The following is a 20,097-nucleotide window of genomic DNA, read 5'->3' on the forward strand; positions in this document are numbered from 1 at the left end:
CCGATTGCTTTTCCGAAATACTTTCAAAGCGTTGCAAACTTCAAGAGATTGCTCGGTGACAACGAGAGCGCATTATAAAGAGGTGCCTGACTAAGTCAATGCCTTTTCTGAAAAAAACAGGAAAACCACGTTTTACATGGCATCAACCATCGCATCTTTACCTTGCGCTGTTTTCCGGTACTCAATCGGGGTCATGCCAGACCACCGTTTGAACGCACGGTAGAACGTACTTGGCTCAGAAAATCCGGTGAGGTATACAATTTCATCAATCGACTCATCTGTCGTCGCCAGCAATTGCCTAGCAAGGCGATAGCGGAAATCAGCCAGCACCTGATTAAAGCTGGTTTCTGCCTCGGTAAGCCGGGTGCGCAATGTACGAGGCTTTATGCCTAACCGCGTCGCTACCGAATCTAAGGTCACGTCGCCGCTATCGAGCAATTCTGCGATGATTCGCTCCACCTGCCCGACAATATCCTTTTTCTCCAGACGAGCAACCTGTTCACTGGCAAAACGCTCGTGCAAGTCCAAAAGCTCCGGTTCCGCATGTGGAGACGCGTGGGAAAGCAGACTTGTGGGAAAATACAAACGGTTTTCCTCAGCACCGAAAACCACCTCGCACCCCAGCACTTCGACCACATGCTCGCGCCCTTCTTTACGCTCATGCTCAAACTCGATCCGCGACGGGTGAAACTGGTTATCCGTAATGGATCGAAAAAAGGCAATCAGCCCTTGGACAAAACACTCATTAAAATGCCGCAGGCGCCGGACATCATCGGAAGCTGTGTCCAGTAACATATAGGCATTCTCGCCCTCGATGAAAAAATCTGTGTTGGCCGCATCGCTTAGCAAACGCTGATAGTTCTTTGCACGCCGCAAGCCTTCCCCAAACGTCGGGCTGCTTAGAAACAGGTATTCCAGAACTTGACCTTTATAAACCGGCAAAACCTGACCAAGATGGAGGCCAACATCGGGATCACCGGAAACTTCTTCTACAGCTTGCCAGAAAAACATCTGGGCGCTATGCGGAGTACGAAGCTGCTCCGTGTATACATAGTTTGCATCCACGCCCAAGCGACTAAATATGAGATCGGTATCAATACCCTTTGTCTTCATCGCCTCGTAGATAAGGCGCAACATCACGCCTGCGTCACGTAGTTCCTGCATATAATCCCGCTTTGTATTTATTGGATACTACTTTGGCCCGACGGACATCCGCCGGAACACCCTAAGTCAATGCGTCGTCTGGATGGGTTTGCCAGACTTGCAAAAAGCTTGAGCGAACGGCCTGCCCAACTCTAATTCTGTCCGAGTCGCAAAAAATCGACTTAGACTATCGTCTTACATTAGAGCATATCAGGCCATAGACTCACAGTTTTACCAAAATCCGAGCGCAACGGGCACTTGCATTCGATTTCTTTTGCTTATCTTTCATGCCCATAAATTACCGAATTGACCATTGGGAACACATGCTTATGTCGAACACGCTTGTATACAGAGATACACCACCCTCGTTGTTACCGCTTTTCGCCAAAGCAGCGCTACCGAAAAAAGCCTCTTCCGGAACCGACGTGAGGGTTCCCGAGCTTTCTGCAACGCTTCTGTATGCGCACACATCGCGAGCCGACCTAAAACAATACGAGCGTGTTTGCGGATTTCAGCCTAGCAACCAGCTACCCATTACTTGGCCTCATATTCTTGCGTTTCCGCTGCACTTGAAGTTATTAACCGAAAAAGCCTTCCCGCTTCCACTCCTTGGCTTAGTGCACTTGCGCAATAGCATTACCCAGTTCAGACGAATTGGTACGGGCGAAGCCCTGAAGCTAGATGTGCGCCTAAGCGGGCAGGAGCGCACCACCCGAGGCATTGAATTTGACATGATTACCACGGCGAGTTCTGCAGGCTCTATGGTTTGGGAAGAGAGCAGCACCATGTTGTTCCGCCAGCCCGAACCAAATAGGAAGTCGACTGAAAAAACCGCGCCACCCGCTTTAGAGCATTATCCGAATACAAAAGAGATCAAGGTGGGAGAGTCTATCGGGCGCCAGTACGCAAAAGTGTCTGGTGATAGCAACCTGATTCACATGCACGCCCTTACCGCCAAAGCTTTCGGCTTTCCCAAAGCCATTGCACACGGCATGTGGAGCAAGGCATACGCGCTGGCCATTATGGGGCAGCAGAATGGGTGGCGATCAGGCCCACTAAAGGTTAGTTGCCAACTCAAGAAACCCGTATTTCTGCCGGGCACAGCACAACTGAACTGGCGGGAAGGAAAAAACGCATGGGATTATCAACTACTGAATGCGAGAGGTGATGCGCCTCACCTCAGCGGTCAAATCGAATGGCTTTAAACGGCACCACAGGAGCTCTCGTCGCTCGTTGAGGGGGACGGTGCCGCCACAGGAAGCGTAAAAAAGAAACGGGCGCCACCGCCATCCTCGGGGCGCTCAAAACCTATTTCCCCTCCTTGAGCCTGAATCAGCGAACGACAGGTGGACAAACCAATACCCATGCCCTCGTCTTTGGTGGTATAGAACGGCAGAAACAGCTTCTCTTCAGCGTCTTCAGCTAGCCCTACGCCGTAGTCACGCACTTCGATCCGAACACAGCTGCCCTCGGTCACTTGCGCCGTCACTTCCACTGGCAGGTCGGATTCTGCTGTACGCGTGGCCTCAAGGGCATTACGAATCAGGTTGAGCGCAACCTGTTGTACTTGCACGGGATCGGCCAAAATATCCGGCACATCTTCCGGCACAATAAGCTCAATGGCGCCGTCGTTATTGCGCGCATCCACTTCTGCAAACTGGCGAGTATCCTCGAGCAATGAGGATACAGATAAGACCTCTTTGCCCGTCGCAGGTTTCTTCATGAACCGGCGAATTCTACGAATAATCTCACTTGCTCGATGAGACTGGGCCTCGATTTTATCGAGAGTCTCCTGCAATAGAGTCAGATTAGGATTTTCAACCGCCATCATCCGCTTAGACACTCTGGCGTAATTCGCAATGGCTGTTAGTGGTTGGTTGACCTCGTGAGCAACGCCTGCAGCCATTTCACCCATGGTGGTTAAACGGGAGGTGTGCGCCAACTGATCACGCTGTTCCTGAACAAGTTCTCGCGCTTCCTCCAGCGCCCTCTCGCCCTCAAGCTCGGCGGTAATATCCCGAAACACCACTACTGCACCGTGCAACTCCTCGCCATCAAGTTTGGGCGCAGACCGATATTCCGCCGGAAATCCGGTGTCATCAGCACGCAGCATTCGTATGTCGCGCTGATTTTCAGCAACACCCTGACGGCAAGTGGCATTTACCGGGAGCCCATCCGGGCATTGCGCCGCTGTAGAGAAATGCGTTTCGAAAAAATTGCGCCCGATCAGGTCCTCAACCGGGCAGCGCATAATGACGGCGGCCGCTGGATTGGCGAACTCGATGGTGCCGTTCTCATCGAGACCATAGATGCCTTCACTGATCGAGTTGAGGATGCGGGCCTGATCGCTCTGAAGCTCCCGATTACGAGCTTGCAGTTCACGCTCAAGCCTAATAACGCGGGCGTGGGTTTTAACTCTGGCTATAACTTCCTGAGACTGGAAGGGTTTGGAAATATAGTCCGCACCGCCGAGGGCAAAGCCTTTTACTTTTGCTTCCAGATCATCAAGGGCCGAAAGGAACACGACGGCGCAGTCGGCTGTTTCAGGATCGGCTTTGAGGCGCTCGCACACCTCGTAACCGTCCATCTCAGGCATCATAATGTCGAGCAAGACGACTTCAGGCTGATGACGATGGGCAAGATCCAGTGCCTTTTCGCCCTCATTGGCAATTAAAAGCCGATACCCTTTGTCTTTGAGTGTCTCGTAGAGAACTTTCAGGTTCTGTGGATTATCATCCACGAGCAGAACCGTAACCTCTGAATTTTCGCTGACAGCTGCAGTCATATAATAAAAGGCCGGTCAAAAAGATAACCGCATGATGCCGCCGGGATTACCGCGCGTCGATAAGGTTCTTTACGGACAGCACCATACGCACCAGATGTGCGAGTGAGTGGGTTCCCATTTTATGCATCACCCGGGAACGGTGAATCTCTACCGTGCGCTGGCTGATTTCCAGCTCGATAGCAATTACCTTGTTCGCCTGACCTTCGATCATACGATCCATGATCTCATGCTCCCGAGGCGTTAGGCTTTTAACCCTGCGGATGATCTCCTGCTTCTCATCCAACGTTTTGCGCTGTTCAAGATCTTGTTCCAGAGCCGCTTCAATCTTCTCAAGCAGCGCTTCTTCGCGATAAGGCTTCTGGATAAAGTCCACGGCCCCTTCTTTCATGGCATCAACCGCCATGGGCACATCGCCATGACCGGTCACAAAAATAATGGGCAGAATCGAGTGCTTATCGTTCAGCTTTTTTTGCAGTTCCATGCCATCCATACCCGGCATGCGGATATCCAACACGATGCATCCTGCCATTTTTTCGGAGTATTCCTTAAGGAATACCGCAGCGTTTTCATAGGTTTTGACCGGCTTACCATCAGATTTCAGTAACAGTTCCAGTGAATCACGAACGGCTTCGTCGTCCTCGACCACGTATACAGTTTGCTGGATATCAGTCATGGGGGTGTCTTCTCCTGTCTATTTTATTATGCCGACCGGTCAATGGATTGACGGATCTTTCTGATCGTCCCGGGCATGTTCCTGACGCTCGTGCTCGCGCATTTGCTCAAGCCGTTGCTGGATAATGCCAAAAACACTTTGTTTCGGATAGTTGCCTTTGTTGTCTGCCTTACCTGCTGGCTTGCCCAACAGCAGCGTTACCGCATCCTCAACACTTGAAACAGAGTACACAGCAAAGCGCTTGTCCCGAACAGCCTGCACCACCTCGCTGTCTAACATCAGGTTCTGCACGTTGTTGGCTGGCACGATCACGCCCTGAGTTCCGGTGAGTCCATCCTTAAGCTGACAAGTCGCAAAAAAACCCTCGACTTTTTCATTCACCCCTCCAATCGGCTGCACTTCACCAAATTGGTTGACGGAACCGGTAATGGCCAACTCCTGACGCACCGGGATTTGGGATAGCGAGGATATCAACGCACAGAGCTCCGCCAATGAAGCACTATCGCCGTCTACCTCCCCATAGTTTTGCTCAAAGGTCAAGCTAGCTGACAGGTGCATAGGATCTGTGACGGCAAAGTGCGAGGCAAGCCAAGAACTTAAAATCATCACACCCTTGGAGTGAATATTGCCGCCCAGTTTTACATCGCGTTCAATGTCTATAATGCCGCCGTCTCCATAATAGCAAGTCGCGGTTACGCGATTGGACAAGCCAAATTCAAACCCGCCAGTAGAGAGCACAGAAAGCGCATTCACCTGACCAACAACCGAGCCTTGGGTTGACACCAGTGTAGAGCCATCGCGGATCGAATCGTAAAACTGATCACGAATACGGCTACTGCGGTATTTGGCGCTCTCCAGAGCCCTTTCCACATGAATGTCCTGAATGAGCTTGGCATTTGCCTGCCTGGCCCAAAAATCCGACTCCCGGAGCAGGTTGGCGATGTTGGCGGCATGCAGGGAGAGTCTGTCTTGATGCTCGGCCATGCGGGCACTGTATTCAATAATTCGCGCCACAGCTTTATTGGTGCAGTGCAGCAGGTTTTTTTCTTTCACTACACTGGCAATAAACTTTGCATAGGTAACCTGACTGTCTTCGGAGCGGAACATCTCGTTCTCAAAATCTGCCGTCACCCGGAACAGTTCTGCAAACTCGGGATCATAGTCCTGCAACAACATCCAGGTTTCACGGTCACCGAATAGCACAAGTTTCACATCAAGCGGCACAGCTTGCGGCTCTATGGAGATAGTACCTGAGAGCGTAAGCTCACGCTCAAGAGAGTTAATCTGGATAGACTTGGAACGCAGTGCCCGCTTGAGCCCATCCCACACGAAGGGCTGCTCTAGCACCTTGATGGCATCCATCAGCAGGTAGCCGCCATTAGCCCGGTGCAGACTGCCTGCCCGGATTAGAGAAAAGTCGGTAAATACGGTGCCCTTGTAGGTAACATTCTCAACGTACCCGAAAAGGTTGTGATACGTTGGATTATCCTCCACCACCATGGGTACTTCGTTGGTTTTCTGGTGCACCACGACATTCACGAGATAGCGCCGCGGCATTTTTTTATCCAACGACGCATAGGCGATGGCAGCCTGCTCTTCGTTATCGTCGAGGAAAATCTCGAGATTCTCAACCAAATCTGCCCGCACCGCTTCGAAGTAAGCAACCACATCCGGAAGGCCTTTGTAGTTCTCAATCAGCTCATCAATTTGATGGCCGGATATGCCTTCCAGAGTTTCTTTGTTTAGCGCTTGCTGTTTATCTGCATACTCCTGCTCCCAGTCCGCCAGTTTACGCAGCGCTTGGCGAAGTTTTTTCTCAAGCTTGTTGATGGAGTCTTCAAACTTATCGCGTTGTGCATCCGTCAACTCTTTAAACGTCTCTGCGGTATGCGGCTTGTCACCTTTCATCGCCACAAGGCGGTAACCGCCAGGTGTTGTAATGGTCAGGCTGACTTTCTTACGGCGGGCCTGAGCGGCCACTTTCTCAAGCTCGTCTTCCTGCTTCTTGCCGTATTCTTCTTTCAACTGCTCCGAACGCTCAAGAAAGCTGTCGCTGTCGAAGGTTTGGGGAATAACTTTCACCAGCCGACTCATGAGCTTTTCCATGTCTTGCTTTAGCCGCAAGCCCTTTCCGGCAGGCAACTGGAGAAGCTTGGGAACTCGCGGCTCCTCAAAATCCGCGACATAGCACCAATCGTGACTTTGCTGCTCGGTATCCACATGGTGCTCAAGATAGCGCAACATCATGGTGCGTTTACCCAAACCATTTCGACCCACGGCATACACGTTATAACCGCCATGGGGCATGGCCAACGCAAAGCGTACAGCTTCCTGAGCACGGTTTTGGCCAACTATTTCTGCCAACGGCTCCAGTTGTCTGGTGGATTTGAACGGCAGTTCTTTCAGAACGCAGGCTTTATAAAGCTGATGCAGAGACAGTGACTTCAAGGTTGGGTCCTAACGGTTGACTCATTGACCGGTCATTGTAGGTTCTGTGAACCGGTCTGTCGCGCTCAGGAGAGAGAATTGTGGCAAACACCTCGGAACTGCCATCGTGTGACCAAGCTTACGCTTTTTGTTTTATGGCTGTTCTCAAATTTTTAGGCCATGACACTTCATCTTGCGGCTATTATTCTTTAGTCTTAGAGACGGCCATAAAAACTACAAAATATGCAACGGATGACGACTTATTATGAGTGTTTCCGAAGATCGTCGAATCAAAGGTCGCTACCCTGCCGCCTGTCTGAGAGTACAGATTAGGGAGCGCGGTTTTTTCATCAAAAATAAGCAGCCTTTTCAGGCTACCTGTCTTGACCTGAACCGCTATGGAATGGCCTTGCTATGTCCACGGCCTCTAGAGCCCGGCACACGCTTACATATGGATTTTGAGGGCAAGTACATTAATGAATCGAAGGTTTGTGCCCGCGTTGTGGAGTGTCGCCCCTTTCAGACTGGCTACCGGGTAAGCGTGCAGTTCAGCTATTACCTCAACAAAAAAGGCTATTCCAGAGCAGTAGATAACGCGTTGTCACGCATTGAGGGCTTTTATAATCGCTGTGCTTGTTAGTTCGCCATTCAAAACCCCAATATAAACAATGCCCTTCCTGAGCGTATGCCTTTATTCTAGCTAGAAATTTTAGAGGTCCTGCCGCCGAAATTCAGCGGCAGGAATACGATTAGTACATACCAACTAGTACATACCAACGGCGTTAATAAACCAGCCGCGACTTTTGAACGACATATCTGTCAGGTCATCACTGAAATCACTGAAGTTATAACCCAAACCCGCTTTGAGATGATGACCAAAATGACGGTACACACCCACCAGAGCTCCTTTTCGGCTATCGTCTGCGGTTAATTCATCACGCCTGCGAACCTCTGTCATCAGATCCCACTTATGCGTCACATGCCAATCGATCCGAACCGCTGCAAGTTGACCACGACTATCGAACCAGTCAGTTGAGTTGTCGCGGCTCATCCGCAGCTCGCCAAGGCGGTAAGCGTACTTGCCACCAATGCTCCAGCGCTCTGTCAGGTCGTATATTGCATCTATCGCAGCGACATGACTGCGCTGGGAGTAATCAATAGCTCTACTCGTCGTGCTGCTCAGCTGGTCCGGCGGGGCCAAATCAGAAAGATAAGTGTACTTGGCTAACAGATTAAGCCGATCGTTGAATACAGGGCGGTAGGCATAACCGACAGACCCTTCAACAAAGTTTCCATCGAAGAAGTCACCTCTGGTTGAGTTACCAATCGAAAAATCCAACTTACTAATAAAACGCCAATCTGGGTTGATTTTGTAGCTAAGATTATTGCGCATCAGCCAGACATCACGAGTTTCGGCATCGCTTTTATCTTCACGATATTCAAGCGCACCCGCATAGCGCAGCCAATCGCCGCTATACCCAACCTTACCGCCAACAGCGCGCCGTCTAAGCTCATCACCCGACTCACTGTTAATCGTTCCAAACTCGGTATTAAGACCGTAGCTCCAATCGTCATTGGGTGCAAAATCCAGACCATAGGCCTGAATCAGGCCACTCTGCTCAGTTGCATCCTGATAGCGCTGCTCCGCAAAAACACTCACAGTATCTGTCCAGCGCGAGCGCGCACCCGTGACGATTTGACTGGCTCTACCGCCCAACCCGTTGTCAGTGCGATCGTTATCTAGCTCATAATTGAGATAAAGATTGGTGCGGTCAGAGGCATCGTAGTTAACGCCCGCTTTGCCACCCACACCCAGATTGCCGTCGGAGATCTCACCGCTTACCAAAGCGCGGGGGTTGATTCGGTAACTCCCGCCTAAACCGCCTCTGTTATTCGCGGAGCGGCTACCGCTGCGATCAAGCGTGCCCTGCGTGAAACCATAAACAGACCAGTCGTCCTCATCACTATATTCCGCTTGAACCAACAGATCGTTACGCCGTCCATCGTTTGTTCCTAGCTGTGTCTCCTGATCCTCGTTGCGAACACCTGCGGACAGCTGCCAGCTCTCATTGAGATCATGTGCAATAGCAGCCTCAGCAGCGCGTTTTAAGACGCCTCCTTGCTCATCCAGCTCATCGGCTTTAACAATCACTTGGGTCTGCTCAGTCAGCGGCGCCGCAAAGCTACCGCCCACTTGCTCGGTATCAAGACTCGTTAGCCGGCCAGGCGCAGAAAAGCCAGCGTCTCGAAGCTCTAAATATAAGGTACCAGTGCCCTCGTTATTGCTTCCAAGGTCACGCAAGGCAAATGCTGTTTCCACACGATGCGCACGGGCGTCTGAGTCAGTGCCTACTACACTGCTGCTGAAGCCAAAACCACCATCAAAAGAGGATAACTGCTCGAAGCCATCGCCAGTGCTCTGTGCCGATTCGAGCTTGATCCAGCTGTTTTCGCTATGGCGTAGCAACAGATCAACACCGGCCAACTCCTGAGTATCGCTCCCGGTCTGCTCCTGACGGCTACCTGTCGCACCAATGCGCATCCAGTCTGCAGCCCAGAAGGAAATACGTCCCCCAACCGCCAGATCATCTAGCTCACCTAATCCAGGTGAGTATTCATAGCCGACAACCAGATAGACAGCATTACCACTAAGGCCGCCGCTTGACCGCACTAGCATGCTGCTATCTGAAGTGCTGGAAAGCGGTTGAGCTAGGATAATGCGCCCCTGCAAGGCATTAACATCGTAGTCAATACCGGAGACCAAATCCTGTGCATGCAACACCAAATTAGAGTCTTTGTCCCGTACCTCAACACGCACCCGCTCACTGCCTTCGGTCAGATCCTGATGCCGTAGGAAGTACAGTGAACCTCCGGTTCCCCGAAACTCCTCACGTGCCGACGCAGTACCCGGCTCTGCCGCAAACCCTTCGAACTGCAAACGACGCTCGCCAAAGGCCGTGTATTCATCACTGTTGAATCTAAACTGAGCGCCGTAAAGACTGCGATCAATCTGGCTGAGCTCTGTCTCACGGATCTCTTCCCGGAAATTACCCCACAGGGCATGGGATTTAACATCTTCTAACTTGATATAAAACTTGCCTCGTGTGGGTGCATCTTCTACCAGAGTTGAATCGTCGCCAAACGTCGCCCAACCCTGATTTCCGTCCATCCTTCGGAGGAATTCCCGCGGATTCTTGTCATTGAAATTGCTTAGAATGCTGCTAAACGACTCCTCTGTAGTATCTACACTCGCGGTTACCGTGTACGTGTCGTCGATCTTACCCTTGGTGTAGAACGCCAGACGGCCATCAATATAGAGCTTGTCGTCATAATAACGATCTTCACCCGTTACCAAACGGGCAGGTCCTGTGGTGTTCTGTTGCCCTACAGTAATGTCAGCAATGGCTACGGTAAACCAGTCTTGGCCGGGTAGGCGCAGATCGCGTCGATATATTCGCCCTTTACCATCATCGCCCAGCACAGCAACTTCTACACTGTGCAGGCCACGGGGGATAATTTGACTGCTCGCAAAACGACCATTGCGATCTACCGGAACAGGGCGCCCCAGAACATAAACTTTTTGATTCGGCCGGACCTCCTTGCCATTGACCGTAATCGTGCCGCCAGCGACTGGAATGCGGTGGCGCTGCAAGCGGTTTTCGCCAAACCCTGCCAACAAGTCACCTCCCACATCGGCAGCCTCTTCTCCCGTTGCCGGAGATCGCGACAGATTCAGAGGCTGGAGACTCGTTTCGTCAAACCTGCCTTTGGCATCGTATACCCGTAATTGATAGTAAACGCTGGCAGGAAGCTCATCCGTTGGTACCCACTCCCCTTCTAACTGCTCATCGAGTGTTATCGTCGCCAACACATCATTGGGTAAAAACGTGCCTCTGCGGCCCACAATCAGAACCTCTGCGCGCTCTATCCAATGCAAATAATTGCTATAGCCCCGGAACTTCAAAGGTTCTCCGACGTGCGCCACACGCGGTCCAGTAGCAATGTTCAATCGCGGTTTTGCAGATAGGTTGTCGTAGCGCACCTGCAATAAATCTCGAGCCAAGGCGACATCGACACAACGCTGCGTATCGGCACTACCTGACTGGCTCGACATTTCCTGCTGCTGGCCATCCAGACTAATGCGAAACGGTACAACGTCGTCAGCTGCGACAGATCCAGGCGAACAAGCCAATGGCACCGGCGCTGTCACAGATTTTGGCGCGGCAATGTCATACCAGATTTCTATTTCTACGCGGCGGTTTAACATCATACCGGCCGGTGTGTCGTTACTAACCAATGGCGCATCTGGGCCACGACTTTGAAACTCAAGCTGATCGGCCCCAAGATTGAGGCGTTGTGTGAACAGACGACCTACCTCCTTTGCTCTTTGCATCCCTAGGTCGTAGTTATCGACATACAACGCCTTTGCACGCTGTGATAATTTTTGTGGGTCAGTATGACCAATAAAACGCATGCGCAAGTTTCGCTTCCCATTGAGGCGGTCAAGCAACTCCTGCAGCGCTTCGCTATCTTGTTCAGGGATAAACGAACGCCCAGACTCAAAACGTACCACGGGTAAATCTGAATCAAGCGATACTGAGCTGATCTGTTCACCGTTTAAGCCAAGTACCTGTGCACGCTCCGCCAGAACATCACCCGGCAGTTGCCACAAAACCAAGTGCTCGCGAGGTAGTTCACGCTCAGAGTCTTCAGGTAAAGCCGGCAACCCACCAATCGCAAGGGGGCGTCGCTGGACAAACGAGTTATCCTGCATGGCTCCACGCGGCCCCTGTAAACCACATCCATTATCTGCGCTACATTGCTGTGGCGAGTCATCTGCTATGACTGCCGAAGACAAAAACGTTAGCGTTGCAACAGCGCACTTCATCCATTTGCAAGCTTTCATCGGATCACCTCTACACTGTCAGTCGCCGGAACAATTTCTTCTTCAAGTTGCAGGTCATAGCAACAATCTCTTGGCTCCCAACGTTCTGTTATCCAGTCGCGGGCGTACCCGATACGCTCATGCGCCTGATCGACCGATGAATCCATTGGCATCCGATAAGCAATGCGGAGAATTGAAGGCTCTGCGTGCAGAAGGTCCAATACTTCATGCATGCGTTTCTGGTAAGTGGGGCTCAACTCGTTATCAGAGTTAAAGGCTTCGCTGCTCAGGTCGAGGCGGATGACTCGGTGGATGCTGGCACCGAAATTGGCTTTGGTTATTCGACCCTGTGTAATGCGAACAACCCGTGGGTTCTCGGTCATGATGCGATAACCGCTTGGCAGGGTGCGTTCATCCACCTTTATGATGAAATTCGAACCACGCATCTCACTTGGTACATCAGCACACGCAACGTGGTAACGGCCAAACTCATCCGACGTTACGAGCCAACCATGCGTTGTTGCCAGACGAACACCAGGCAAGCCGCTCTCTCCGGAATCTTGATATCCATTGCGATTTTCGTCGTCGTATACGGTGCCAATAATGTCGCTGCAATCGAAGGTCGGGTCAGGTGTAACCCGGACAGTTGCTGTAGCAACATTGGATAACCGTTGGGACGCCAACTCGCTAGAAGCCCAGCCCTGATTTACATAATCATCAAATCCAACACCCGAACCCACAACTAGAAGCAATTGGACTGTAAGGGTCTGACCACCGATCAAGTTCTGCTCCGGCCATTGCAGAAGCTTACCCTGAACAACCGGCTCAACCGGAACACCATCAATACGGGCCGAACCGCTAACGTATTGAAAGCCAGAAGGAATCTGATCCGCTATTGTAATATCCGGCAAGTTCATAGTGAGCGTGTTCGTTGCAGTAAGCACGTATGGCACCAGCTCGCCACGGTTAACGCTGATTTTGGGCGTTGTTTTGGTCATAAAAATGGCGCCGTTGGAGATCGGATCAACCGGCAGGTGATTGTTCACCACATCAGCTGAACTGCCGTCGAACTCAAAGCTTGTGAAGTACTGGGTACTGTTCGCACCGGTGGTTAAACTTGCAGAGCCAGTGGGACAACCCAGCGGATCGTGTATTGGTGACAACTCGCTTGGAGGCTGATTGCTGCTTTGAACCAAGGCAGGATCTGGAACAGCGCCTACCGTAAGCGTGTTGTTACACTCCTCTATTAGCTGCGAAGGCGCAGGTAGATACCCTGAAGGGGGCGTTACAGTAAGCGTATAGGTTCCAGACGGCGCGGTATCCAACAACAGAAACTGATAGAAACCGTCACTACCAGTGACATGGTTGGTGGATCCGCCCAACACGTCGGCGGCGGAGAAGCCAGAAGGACCACTAATGGTGACAGTGGCACCGGGTACCGGCAAGCGGCTAACTGCATCGTAAACTATCCCTGCAGGATCTAACGGCAAGCTGTGCTCGCGAATGTTCCTCCCTCCGGGGATCGTCATCTCGCTCAACGAGCCAGTTGTATTATCGGCCCCGACAGGGTTGCCTGGACCAACCACACCCACGCTAAACTCTGCCCCCGATTCATTGGGTACAGGCCGACCAAAATAACTACCGCTGCTGGGTTCTCGGAAACGCACTTCATAACCACCGCCAGGTGTCAGGTTGCTGAATTCATACCCCCCATCAGTGTCGGTAAGCATTTCGGCAAGTTTGACGCCGTTACGCCAAAGCTCGACAGTCCAGCCAGGTATCGAAATTTCACCCGGGTCGTACACATCATCGTGGTTGGTATCTCGCCAAACTCGCCCAGATAGCGACGGGATTGTCCATTCCGCAAAATCGTTGTTTTCTGAATCAAGCACAGTGGTCACATCGATTCCAGAGATCGCACTGGGGACAACCTCCACTGGCGTGGCCTGACCACCTGCAGTGCCAGCTATTGTTTCTCCGTTCAACAAGCCATCAGGCTGATCAGGCTGGGTCACGTGATAGACGCCCGGCGGCAACTCCGCAAACATGTAGGTGCCGTCGCTGTTGGTAACGACACTGGCGCTCACTGGGTTGCCATCGATATCGACACCCGAAAGCAGTACACGCTGTCCACTCAGGCCATTGTCATCGCCGTCAAACAGGTCATTGATGTTACGGTCATGAAAGATGCGACCAGAGATGGTTCGCGTATCCCCCGCCAGACCACTCCACTCGGCAAAGTTGTTTTCATGGGAGTCCAGAGTGCTTCTTAAATCGATGCTAAAAATAGCACTTGGCGTTGTTGTCTGCGCCGTTGCATTTCCTCCTGCGGTGCCCGGCACAGTAGACCCATTCATCAACCCTGATGGTTGATTTGGCTGGGTTACTCCATAGATACCAGGCGGCAGGTTATAAAATGCATAAGTGCCATCAGTACTGGTGGTCGTGGTTTCCCTAACCACGTTATTGCTTAAATCCCTGCCTACAAGCACGATGAGCTGACCGCCCAAGCCGGTATCAGCTCCGTCAAAAAGATCATTTTTATCCAGATCGTGGAATACCCTTCCCGTAACGGTGCGTCCGGGAGGTGCTGGGATAGCTATTTCACCAAAATCGTTACCAACTGAAATGCGTGTGACTGTTAGATCAATCTGAGATATAGCACTCGGGAGAACCTCCGGAAGCGTTGCTACCCCCCCGGCAGATCCAGCCAACGTTTCACCATTGCGGTACCCGCTCGGCTGATTAGGCTGGGTAACGTCATACTCTCCCGGCGGCAAATCAGTGAACGCGTAGGTGCCGTCATCGTTAGTGACTCGGTTAACATTGACAAGGTTACCGCTTATATCGACACCCGACAGCACAATCAACTGCCCAGAAAGCCCCCTATCGCTACCATCAAAAACGCCATTTTTGTCTCTGTCATGAAAGACGCGACCAAAAATACTGCGCCCTGTGGCTAGCTCGCCAAAATTGAGATCTTCCAAACTGGTGGCTGGCGCAAGGACTATGTTTTGTATATTGCTGGGTAGCACGTTAACAGCGGACGGGTTACCACCGGTTGTACCAGCGCTGGTGATACCGTTGGCAGTACCAGCAGGCTGACTTGGCTCCGTTACGGTATATTCACCAGGCGGCAAATCCTCGAACACGTAGTCGCCGTTGCTATTAGTAGTGGTCGCACGGGTAATCGTACGGCCCTGCCAATCAGTGCCCGACAGGTTCACTGCAACCCCCGGAAGCCCTGTTTCACTGCCCTGACGCACGCCGTCGTTATCCAGATCGATATAAACAGTACCGCCAAGGCGCGAAGGCGCAACTTCGGGGAACAAGTTGTTTACTGAGCCGCTAACTTCGCCGGAGCCGTTAGCACCAAGAACAATACCGGTAATCTGGCTGAAAGGTGATCCCGAAGCGGGGTTAAACGCCACGCCCGGTACGCCCGTGCTGCCGTTGAGGGTGTTGATACTACCGGCAATCGGATCGGCGTTAAGCGAGCCAGTCGGTTGCTCGTTTTGGCACACGGAATAGGTTCCGGCAGGCAGCCCGCTGAAAAGATAATTACCAGACCCTGAAGTTTGCACGGGGTTCTGAAGGGTTGGAATACCACTGACCAGAGCGCCGGTGCAATCACTGCCATTGCGCAACTCTATAGCCACACCAATTAGCGGATCGTCGACGCCCGGAACGTAAACCTGCCCGTCCGTCAAATTGTTGTCCAGATACACACGGCCCGAAACATAACCCAGAGTGCTCACTGCCAACGATGCATATGCCGGTTGAGCGTTGTTCCCTAAATCAGTCTCCAAAGCGCCAGCATCAATGATGTTAGTGTGCTCGCCGGATGCAGAAGCCGTCACATCGACCTCAATGGTGCAGCCACCTGAGGGCACCACAGTGCCGTTAGCAAGCGCTACCGTGGCAGCCCCAGCAACAGCGGTAATATTGGCAGCAGTGCACGTGCCGCCAATGTTTGGCGATGTTGCCACTACAACAGGGCCTGGTGAAACGGGAAGAGTGTCTGTGAGGTCTGACGCCAACGTCATAGCGCTATCGTTGGGGTTGTTGACGTAAATAGTCAGCCGAGAAATGCCATTTTGCGCAATAACCGCTGGCTCAAACTGTTTTGCGACGGTTGGAGGCGAGGAAATAACGATGCGCGCACGCGTAGCCTCCGAGTTGGTGACGCCCTCAGTGGTTCTGATCGCGCCAGTGGGCAGTGTATTGGTATAAGTGCCCGCGACATTGCTTAGAACATCTACGCTCACAGTACAGTCAGTATTGGCTAAAATCACTCCGCCGGTCAGGCGCACTGTCTGTCCTGAGGGCGTTACGGTTACGCTACCCGAGCAGGTGTTTGCGGCATTTGGCGTCTGGGCAATAACTAAACCGCTTGGTAGGTTGTCCGTAAAAGCCAGCCCGTTTAGAGCAATATTGTTTGGATTTCTGACACGAATGCTGAGGCGATAAGGAGTGCTGGCCGAACCTTGTGCAATGCCTGTACTAAATCCAGCAGGATTGCCAGCATCAAGCGTTAAGGTTTCAATCGCCTTATGCACTTCCAAGCCAGACCTTGCCCGCAAAGTGCCCTGAGCTGGATCATTATTACTAACAGGGCTGCCACCGATCTGGCCAGTTACATCACCCGCTGGAATTAAATTGTCATAATCACCTTGATTCGCTGCAACAACATCGATTTCCAGATAACAACTGGCCGGGCCTGTCGATGTCCCAGCAGCAATCTCACCCCCAGTGATAGAGAACTGGTCTGTGGTGCTATTCAAACTACCTTGGCACGTGCTCAAGACGTTCGGCGGAGAAGCGACCACCAACCCACTTGGAAAATCATCGACGAGCGCAAGGTTTCTGACAACTTGCGTCGTGGGATTATATAAGGTGATGCGAAGGCGAGAACGCTCCCCGGGGCTCACAACCTGCGGGTTGAAGTCCTTAACTACACCCAACCCAGCGCTGGTTTGGAGGCTGCTCAAGGCAGGGTCGGCGTTGGTAATGCCCTGTGCAGTTGTGATTCCGCCAGCCGGAATAGTCGCGGTGACGGTACCGGTGGTGTCCATTGTCACATCAACGATTACATCACAGCTCTGCCCTGTGGCCAGGCTAGCCCCCGTCAGACTCAACTCAGTCGAACCCGGCGCTACGCTAACAACGCCATCGGCGCAGGTAGTCGATGCATTCGGAGAGCTTGCAATCAGCTCTCCTGTCAAGTTACCCGAGGCCAAGCCGGTATCGGTAAAATAGCTTGGCAGGTTCAAGTTCGTGAGATCCAAGGTGCCGTTATTGAAAAGCGTGATGGTAAGCTGAGTAGCAGCTCCGGGTGCCGACAGGCTAGCGCTCGCATGATTTAACGACACCGTAAGGCCGCCGCCCGCAGCATTTTGCAACGTTGCACTGAACGGCCCGACATTCTGGACACCACCTGCAGCGGTCAACTGACCCGCTGCGATGGTATTAACCCAGTTGCTACCTCCGGTTGCCGTCACATCGAATAGTAGGTCGCAGCTTCCGGTTGCAATTTGAGCGCCACTAAGACCGACTGTACCCGCTCCAGGCTGCGCATTGATGACGGGCGTACCGGCGCAGGTTGAATAAGCGTTTGACGGATCGGCAACCAGCATGCCAACTGGCAGGTTATCTGTGAGGCTGACGTCTGATAACACACCCGGCAAGCTATTTTCCAACCGAATAGTGACAGTTGAACGCCCACCGGCCTGTATGGTATTTGGGAAAAATGATTTGCTGCCGCTTAGGGCGGACAAGAAATTAATACTACGATTGACAGGACCGGAACTTTCCGTGGTGCGAGTAGTGACCCCATCCGCGAGCACTTCGGTTCCCGTGGCAGCGCCTGGCGGCAAGCTATTTACGTATGATCCAGCAGCACCCGACACGTTAACAGTCAATGTGCAGCGCCCAGCCGCACCAACACCAAGGCCAGAGCGGGCTGGCACCGTCGCTCCGGACAGCACAACCTCATCGCTATCTGGCAACGCACTAATAACCCCGCCACACGTGTTCGACGCGTTATTGGGTGAAGCCACCCGCATTTGAGTACCGTTGTTACCTATTGGCAAACTATCAGTCAGCGTAACGCCTGTGATCGGCTGCGCCGACCAGTTCACCAAAGACAGTGTCATCGTAGCTGGCGTGCCCTCAGGTTTGTCGGCCGCATCAAACACTTTCTCGACCGCCAACGTGGAACTGCTTATATCAAAGCCAGCACTGGCTGAGGTGTCACTGCAGATACCTCCGCCGCATACATCACCACTACCAATCTCATTTATAATCGTAGCGCCCGCAGGAGCACCCTCAGGCGCCATGGCCCAAAAACGCACCGAACAAGCGGCTGGAGAACCGTCAGATCCCGCTGGCATATTAAAAGTAAAGGTTGGAACTTCCGGGGTCCCAGCAACATTAAGATTGGAACAGCTCGTCCCACTTAACGCAGGGGCCGGATACGACTCAGCGACACCTAGCAGTTGCATCCCCGCAGGCAGGTTGTCAGTAACCGTAACCGTCTGCGGCTGAATACTGAAATTTCTGACTGACACATCAAAGCGTACCGGGTTGCCGGGCGCTACAACCGAAGGGCTGCGGCTCTTCTCGACGCGAAATCGGTCCGCCACGTTCACCGACGCCACGGCCTGCTGACTGAAAACACCAGCAGGACTGGTAACTGCAACGCTTCCTGCAGGAATAGTATTGGTAAAGGTCTGCGCCGTACCTGCTGCATCCAGCGTTGCGGTGTAGGGAACGGTTATCTGACAGTTAGTATTCGGTTCTAAGGTCCCACTAGTGAACGTGAGATTCTGACTACCCTGACCGGCCAGCCCAGAAAGGCTTGATCCTCCAGTACAAGTGGCTGTGGGAGGGGAAGAGATTTGCAGATTGCTTGCCGCTCCGTCGATATCGTCAGAAAAAGCGCCTAATTGCATAACAGTCAGCGGGCTGGCGTTGGTCAGGCGAATAAGTAACGTAGATTCCTGATTTGCGGAGATTGTCGCAGGTGTGAAGCTCTTGCTAACGCGTAAAGGAGCAGTGACACTCAGACTGGCACTAGCATTCGATGATGGCGTAAGGCCACGCTTGTTACCGAAGTCGACGTTGCGGTCAATGACATTGGTAATACCAGTTGAGTAAGCATTGTTAACGCCATCAGCAACGACCATAACGCTCAACTGACAAGAGCTGTTTGCTGCCACAATGCCGCCCGTGGCGACGACAGTGCCGGCTCCGGCGACTGGAGCAAAAGCAGGAGGATTAGATCCACAGGCGATCTGGGTGTCGGGCGTTGCAGCCACACGAAGTCCGTAATCACTGAGCCGGTCACGGATGGCAAAAGCGGGACTATCTCCAACGTTATTCAGCGGCAAGGGCTGGGATGCGTTGTTAGAAATAGTGATCGTTAGGCGCGTTGGCTCTTCGGCTTTCACGATTTCACTATTACTAAAACTCTTGTCAATCGTCGGCAGATCCAGCGCCAGAAAGTTTAACGATTGAACCGCTGGATCCACATTACTTACGTTCGACCCATTCCGAGTACCAGTAACGCTTCCAACGGGCAACTCGTTGGTACCGGTTCCTGCTGTGGTCGACGTTACCTCTACAGTGAGTTCGCAATAACCTGCCACGCCGCCTCCATTGCGGGGCGGTATCACACCTCCAGCTAGCGCGAACGTGTTGCTACCCAAAGGCGCGGTTACCGTTCCGGCAAAGCCAACAGGATTACCTGCTCCGTCCTCACAGTCCGTTGATACAAGTCCAGCGCCTGCCACTCGAAAACCGGGAGGCATGTTGTCAGTGAAACTGACCGCTGTTATGGAGTCGTTTGCATCGTTATTAGTTAGCCTTATTCGGAAAGCATCAATATCACCAACATACTTGGTGCCAGAGTAGCCGGCAGCTCGAGTTTTACTCACTCCTATATCGGCATGAACCAGTGCAGGCAACATCATTGAGCACATAAAGCTCAAACTGACTAACAGGCGCACAAAGCGCTGCATAATTTCCGAACTAGACATAACAGAATTTCCTGGTCATTAGATGCTCTGTACCGACGCTTCAGGCACAAAAAACGGCAGCTTAACACTGCATTACGAAATAGTAACCTGCCAAACGAAGGCGCGAATATACCAGAAAAACGAACACTGAGTTGCAGCCAACGAG

At 52.3% G+C, this 20,097-nt stretch carries 8 protein-coding genes; 2 read left to right on the top strand and 6 right to left on the bottom strand.

Translation table 11 applies throughout. The features are described 5' to 3' along the window. Positions 1 to 132: 132 nt before the first annotated feature. Positions 133 to 1,164, bottom strand: a complete 1,032-nt coding sequence (locus KO508_RS11595; RefSeq protein WP_216008468.1) for an AraC family transcriptional regulator — start codon at positions 1,162 to 1,164, stop codon at positions 133 to 135. A gap of 308 nt (positions 1,165 to 1,472) precedes the next feature. On the opposite strand from KO508_RS11595, the gene KO508_RS11600 reads away from it, so the two are divergent. Further along, positions 1,473 to 2,348, top strand: a complete 876-nt coding sequence (locus tag KO508_RS11600) for a MaoC family dehydratase (RefSeq protein WP_216008469.1) — start codon at positions 1,473 to 1,475, stop codon at positions 2,346 to 2,348. On the opposite strand, the gene KO508_RS11605 is transcribed toward KO508_RS11600, so the two are convergent. The 3 genes from KO508_RS11605 to KO508_RS11615 are packed head-to-tail and all read right to left on the bottom strand — an operon-like array spanning position 2,345 to position 7,049. Next, positions 2,345 to 3,928, bottom strand: coding sequence for an ATP-binding response regulator (locus tag KO508_RS11605; protein ID WP_216008470.1), 1,584 nt, complete (start codon positions 3,926 to 3,928; stop codon positions 2,345 to 2,347). The two genes, KO508_RS11600 and KO508_RS11605, sit on opposite strands and share 4 nt — an antisense overlap. 46 nt (positions 3,929 to 3,974) lie before the next feature. Next, positions 3,975 to 4,601, bottom strand: a complete 627-nt coding sequence (fixJ, locus tag KO508_RS11610; protein WP_216008471.1) for a response regulator FixJ — start codon at positions 4,599 to 4,601, stop codon at positions 3,975 to 3,977. Between the two features lie 39 nt (positions 4,602 to 4,640). After that, complete coding sequence (locus KO508_RS11615) at positions 4,641 to 7,049, bottom strand: Lon protease family protein (RefSeq protein WP_216008472.1); 2,409 nt, start codon at positions 7,047 to 7,049, stop codon at positions 4,641 to 4,643. A 244-nt stretch (positions 7,050 to 7,293) separates the two neighbouring features. Here KO508_RS11615 and KO508_RS11620 point away from each other — a divergent pair, with 244 nt between their 5' ends. Continuing rightward, positions 7,294 to 7,668, top strand: coding sequence for a PilZ domain-containing protein (locus tag KO508_RS11620; RefSeq protein ID WP_252738079.1), 375 nt, complete (start codon positions 7,294 to 7,296; stop codon positions 7,666 to 7,668). 123 nt (positions 7,669 to 7,791) lie between these two features. On the opposite strand, the gene KO508_RS11625 is transcribed toward KO508_RS11620, so the two are convergent. Next, positions 7,792 to 11,802 (bottom strand): OmpA family protein, encoded by a 4,011-nt coding sequence (locus tag KO508_RS11625; RefSeq protein ID WP_216008473.1) that lies wholly within the window; start codon positions 11,800 to 11,802, stop codon positions 7,792 to 7,794. A gap of 128 nt (positions 11,803 to 11,930) precedes the next feature. Continuing rightward, positions 11,931 to 19,952 carry an SdrD B-like domain-containing protein gene (locus KO508_RS11630; RefSeq protein ID WP_216008474.1) on the bottom strand — a complete coding sequence of 2,674 codons (8,022 nt, stop codon included), beginning with the start codon at positions 19,950 to 19,952 and terminating at the stop codon, positions 11,931 to 11,933. Positions 19,953 to 20,097: the final 145 nt, after the last annotated feature.

Origin of the sequence: Marinobacter salexigens (genome assembly GCF_018860765.1) — a bacterium.
GTDB classification, from domain to species: Bacteria; Pseudomonadota; Gammaproteobacteria; order Pseudomonadales; family Oleiphilaceae; genus Marinobacter; species Marinobacter salexigens_A.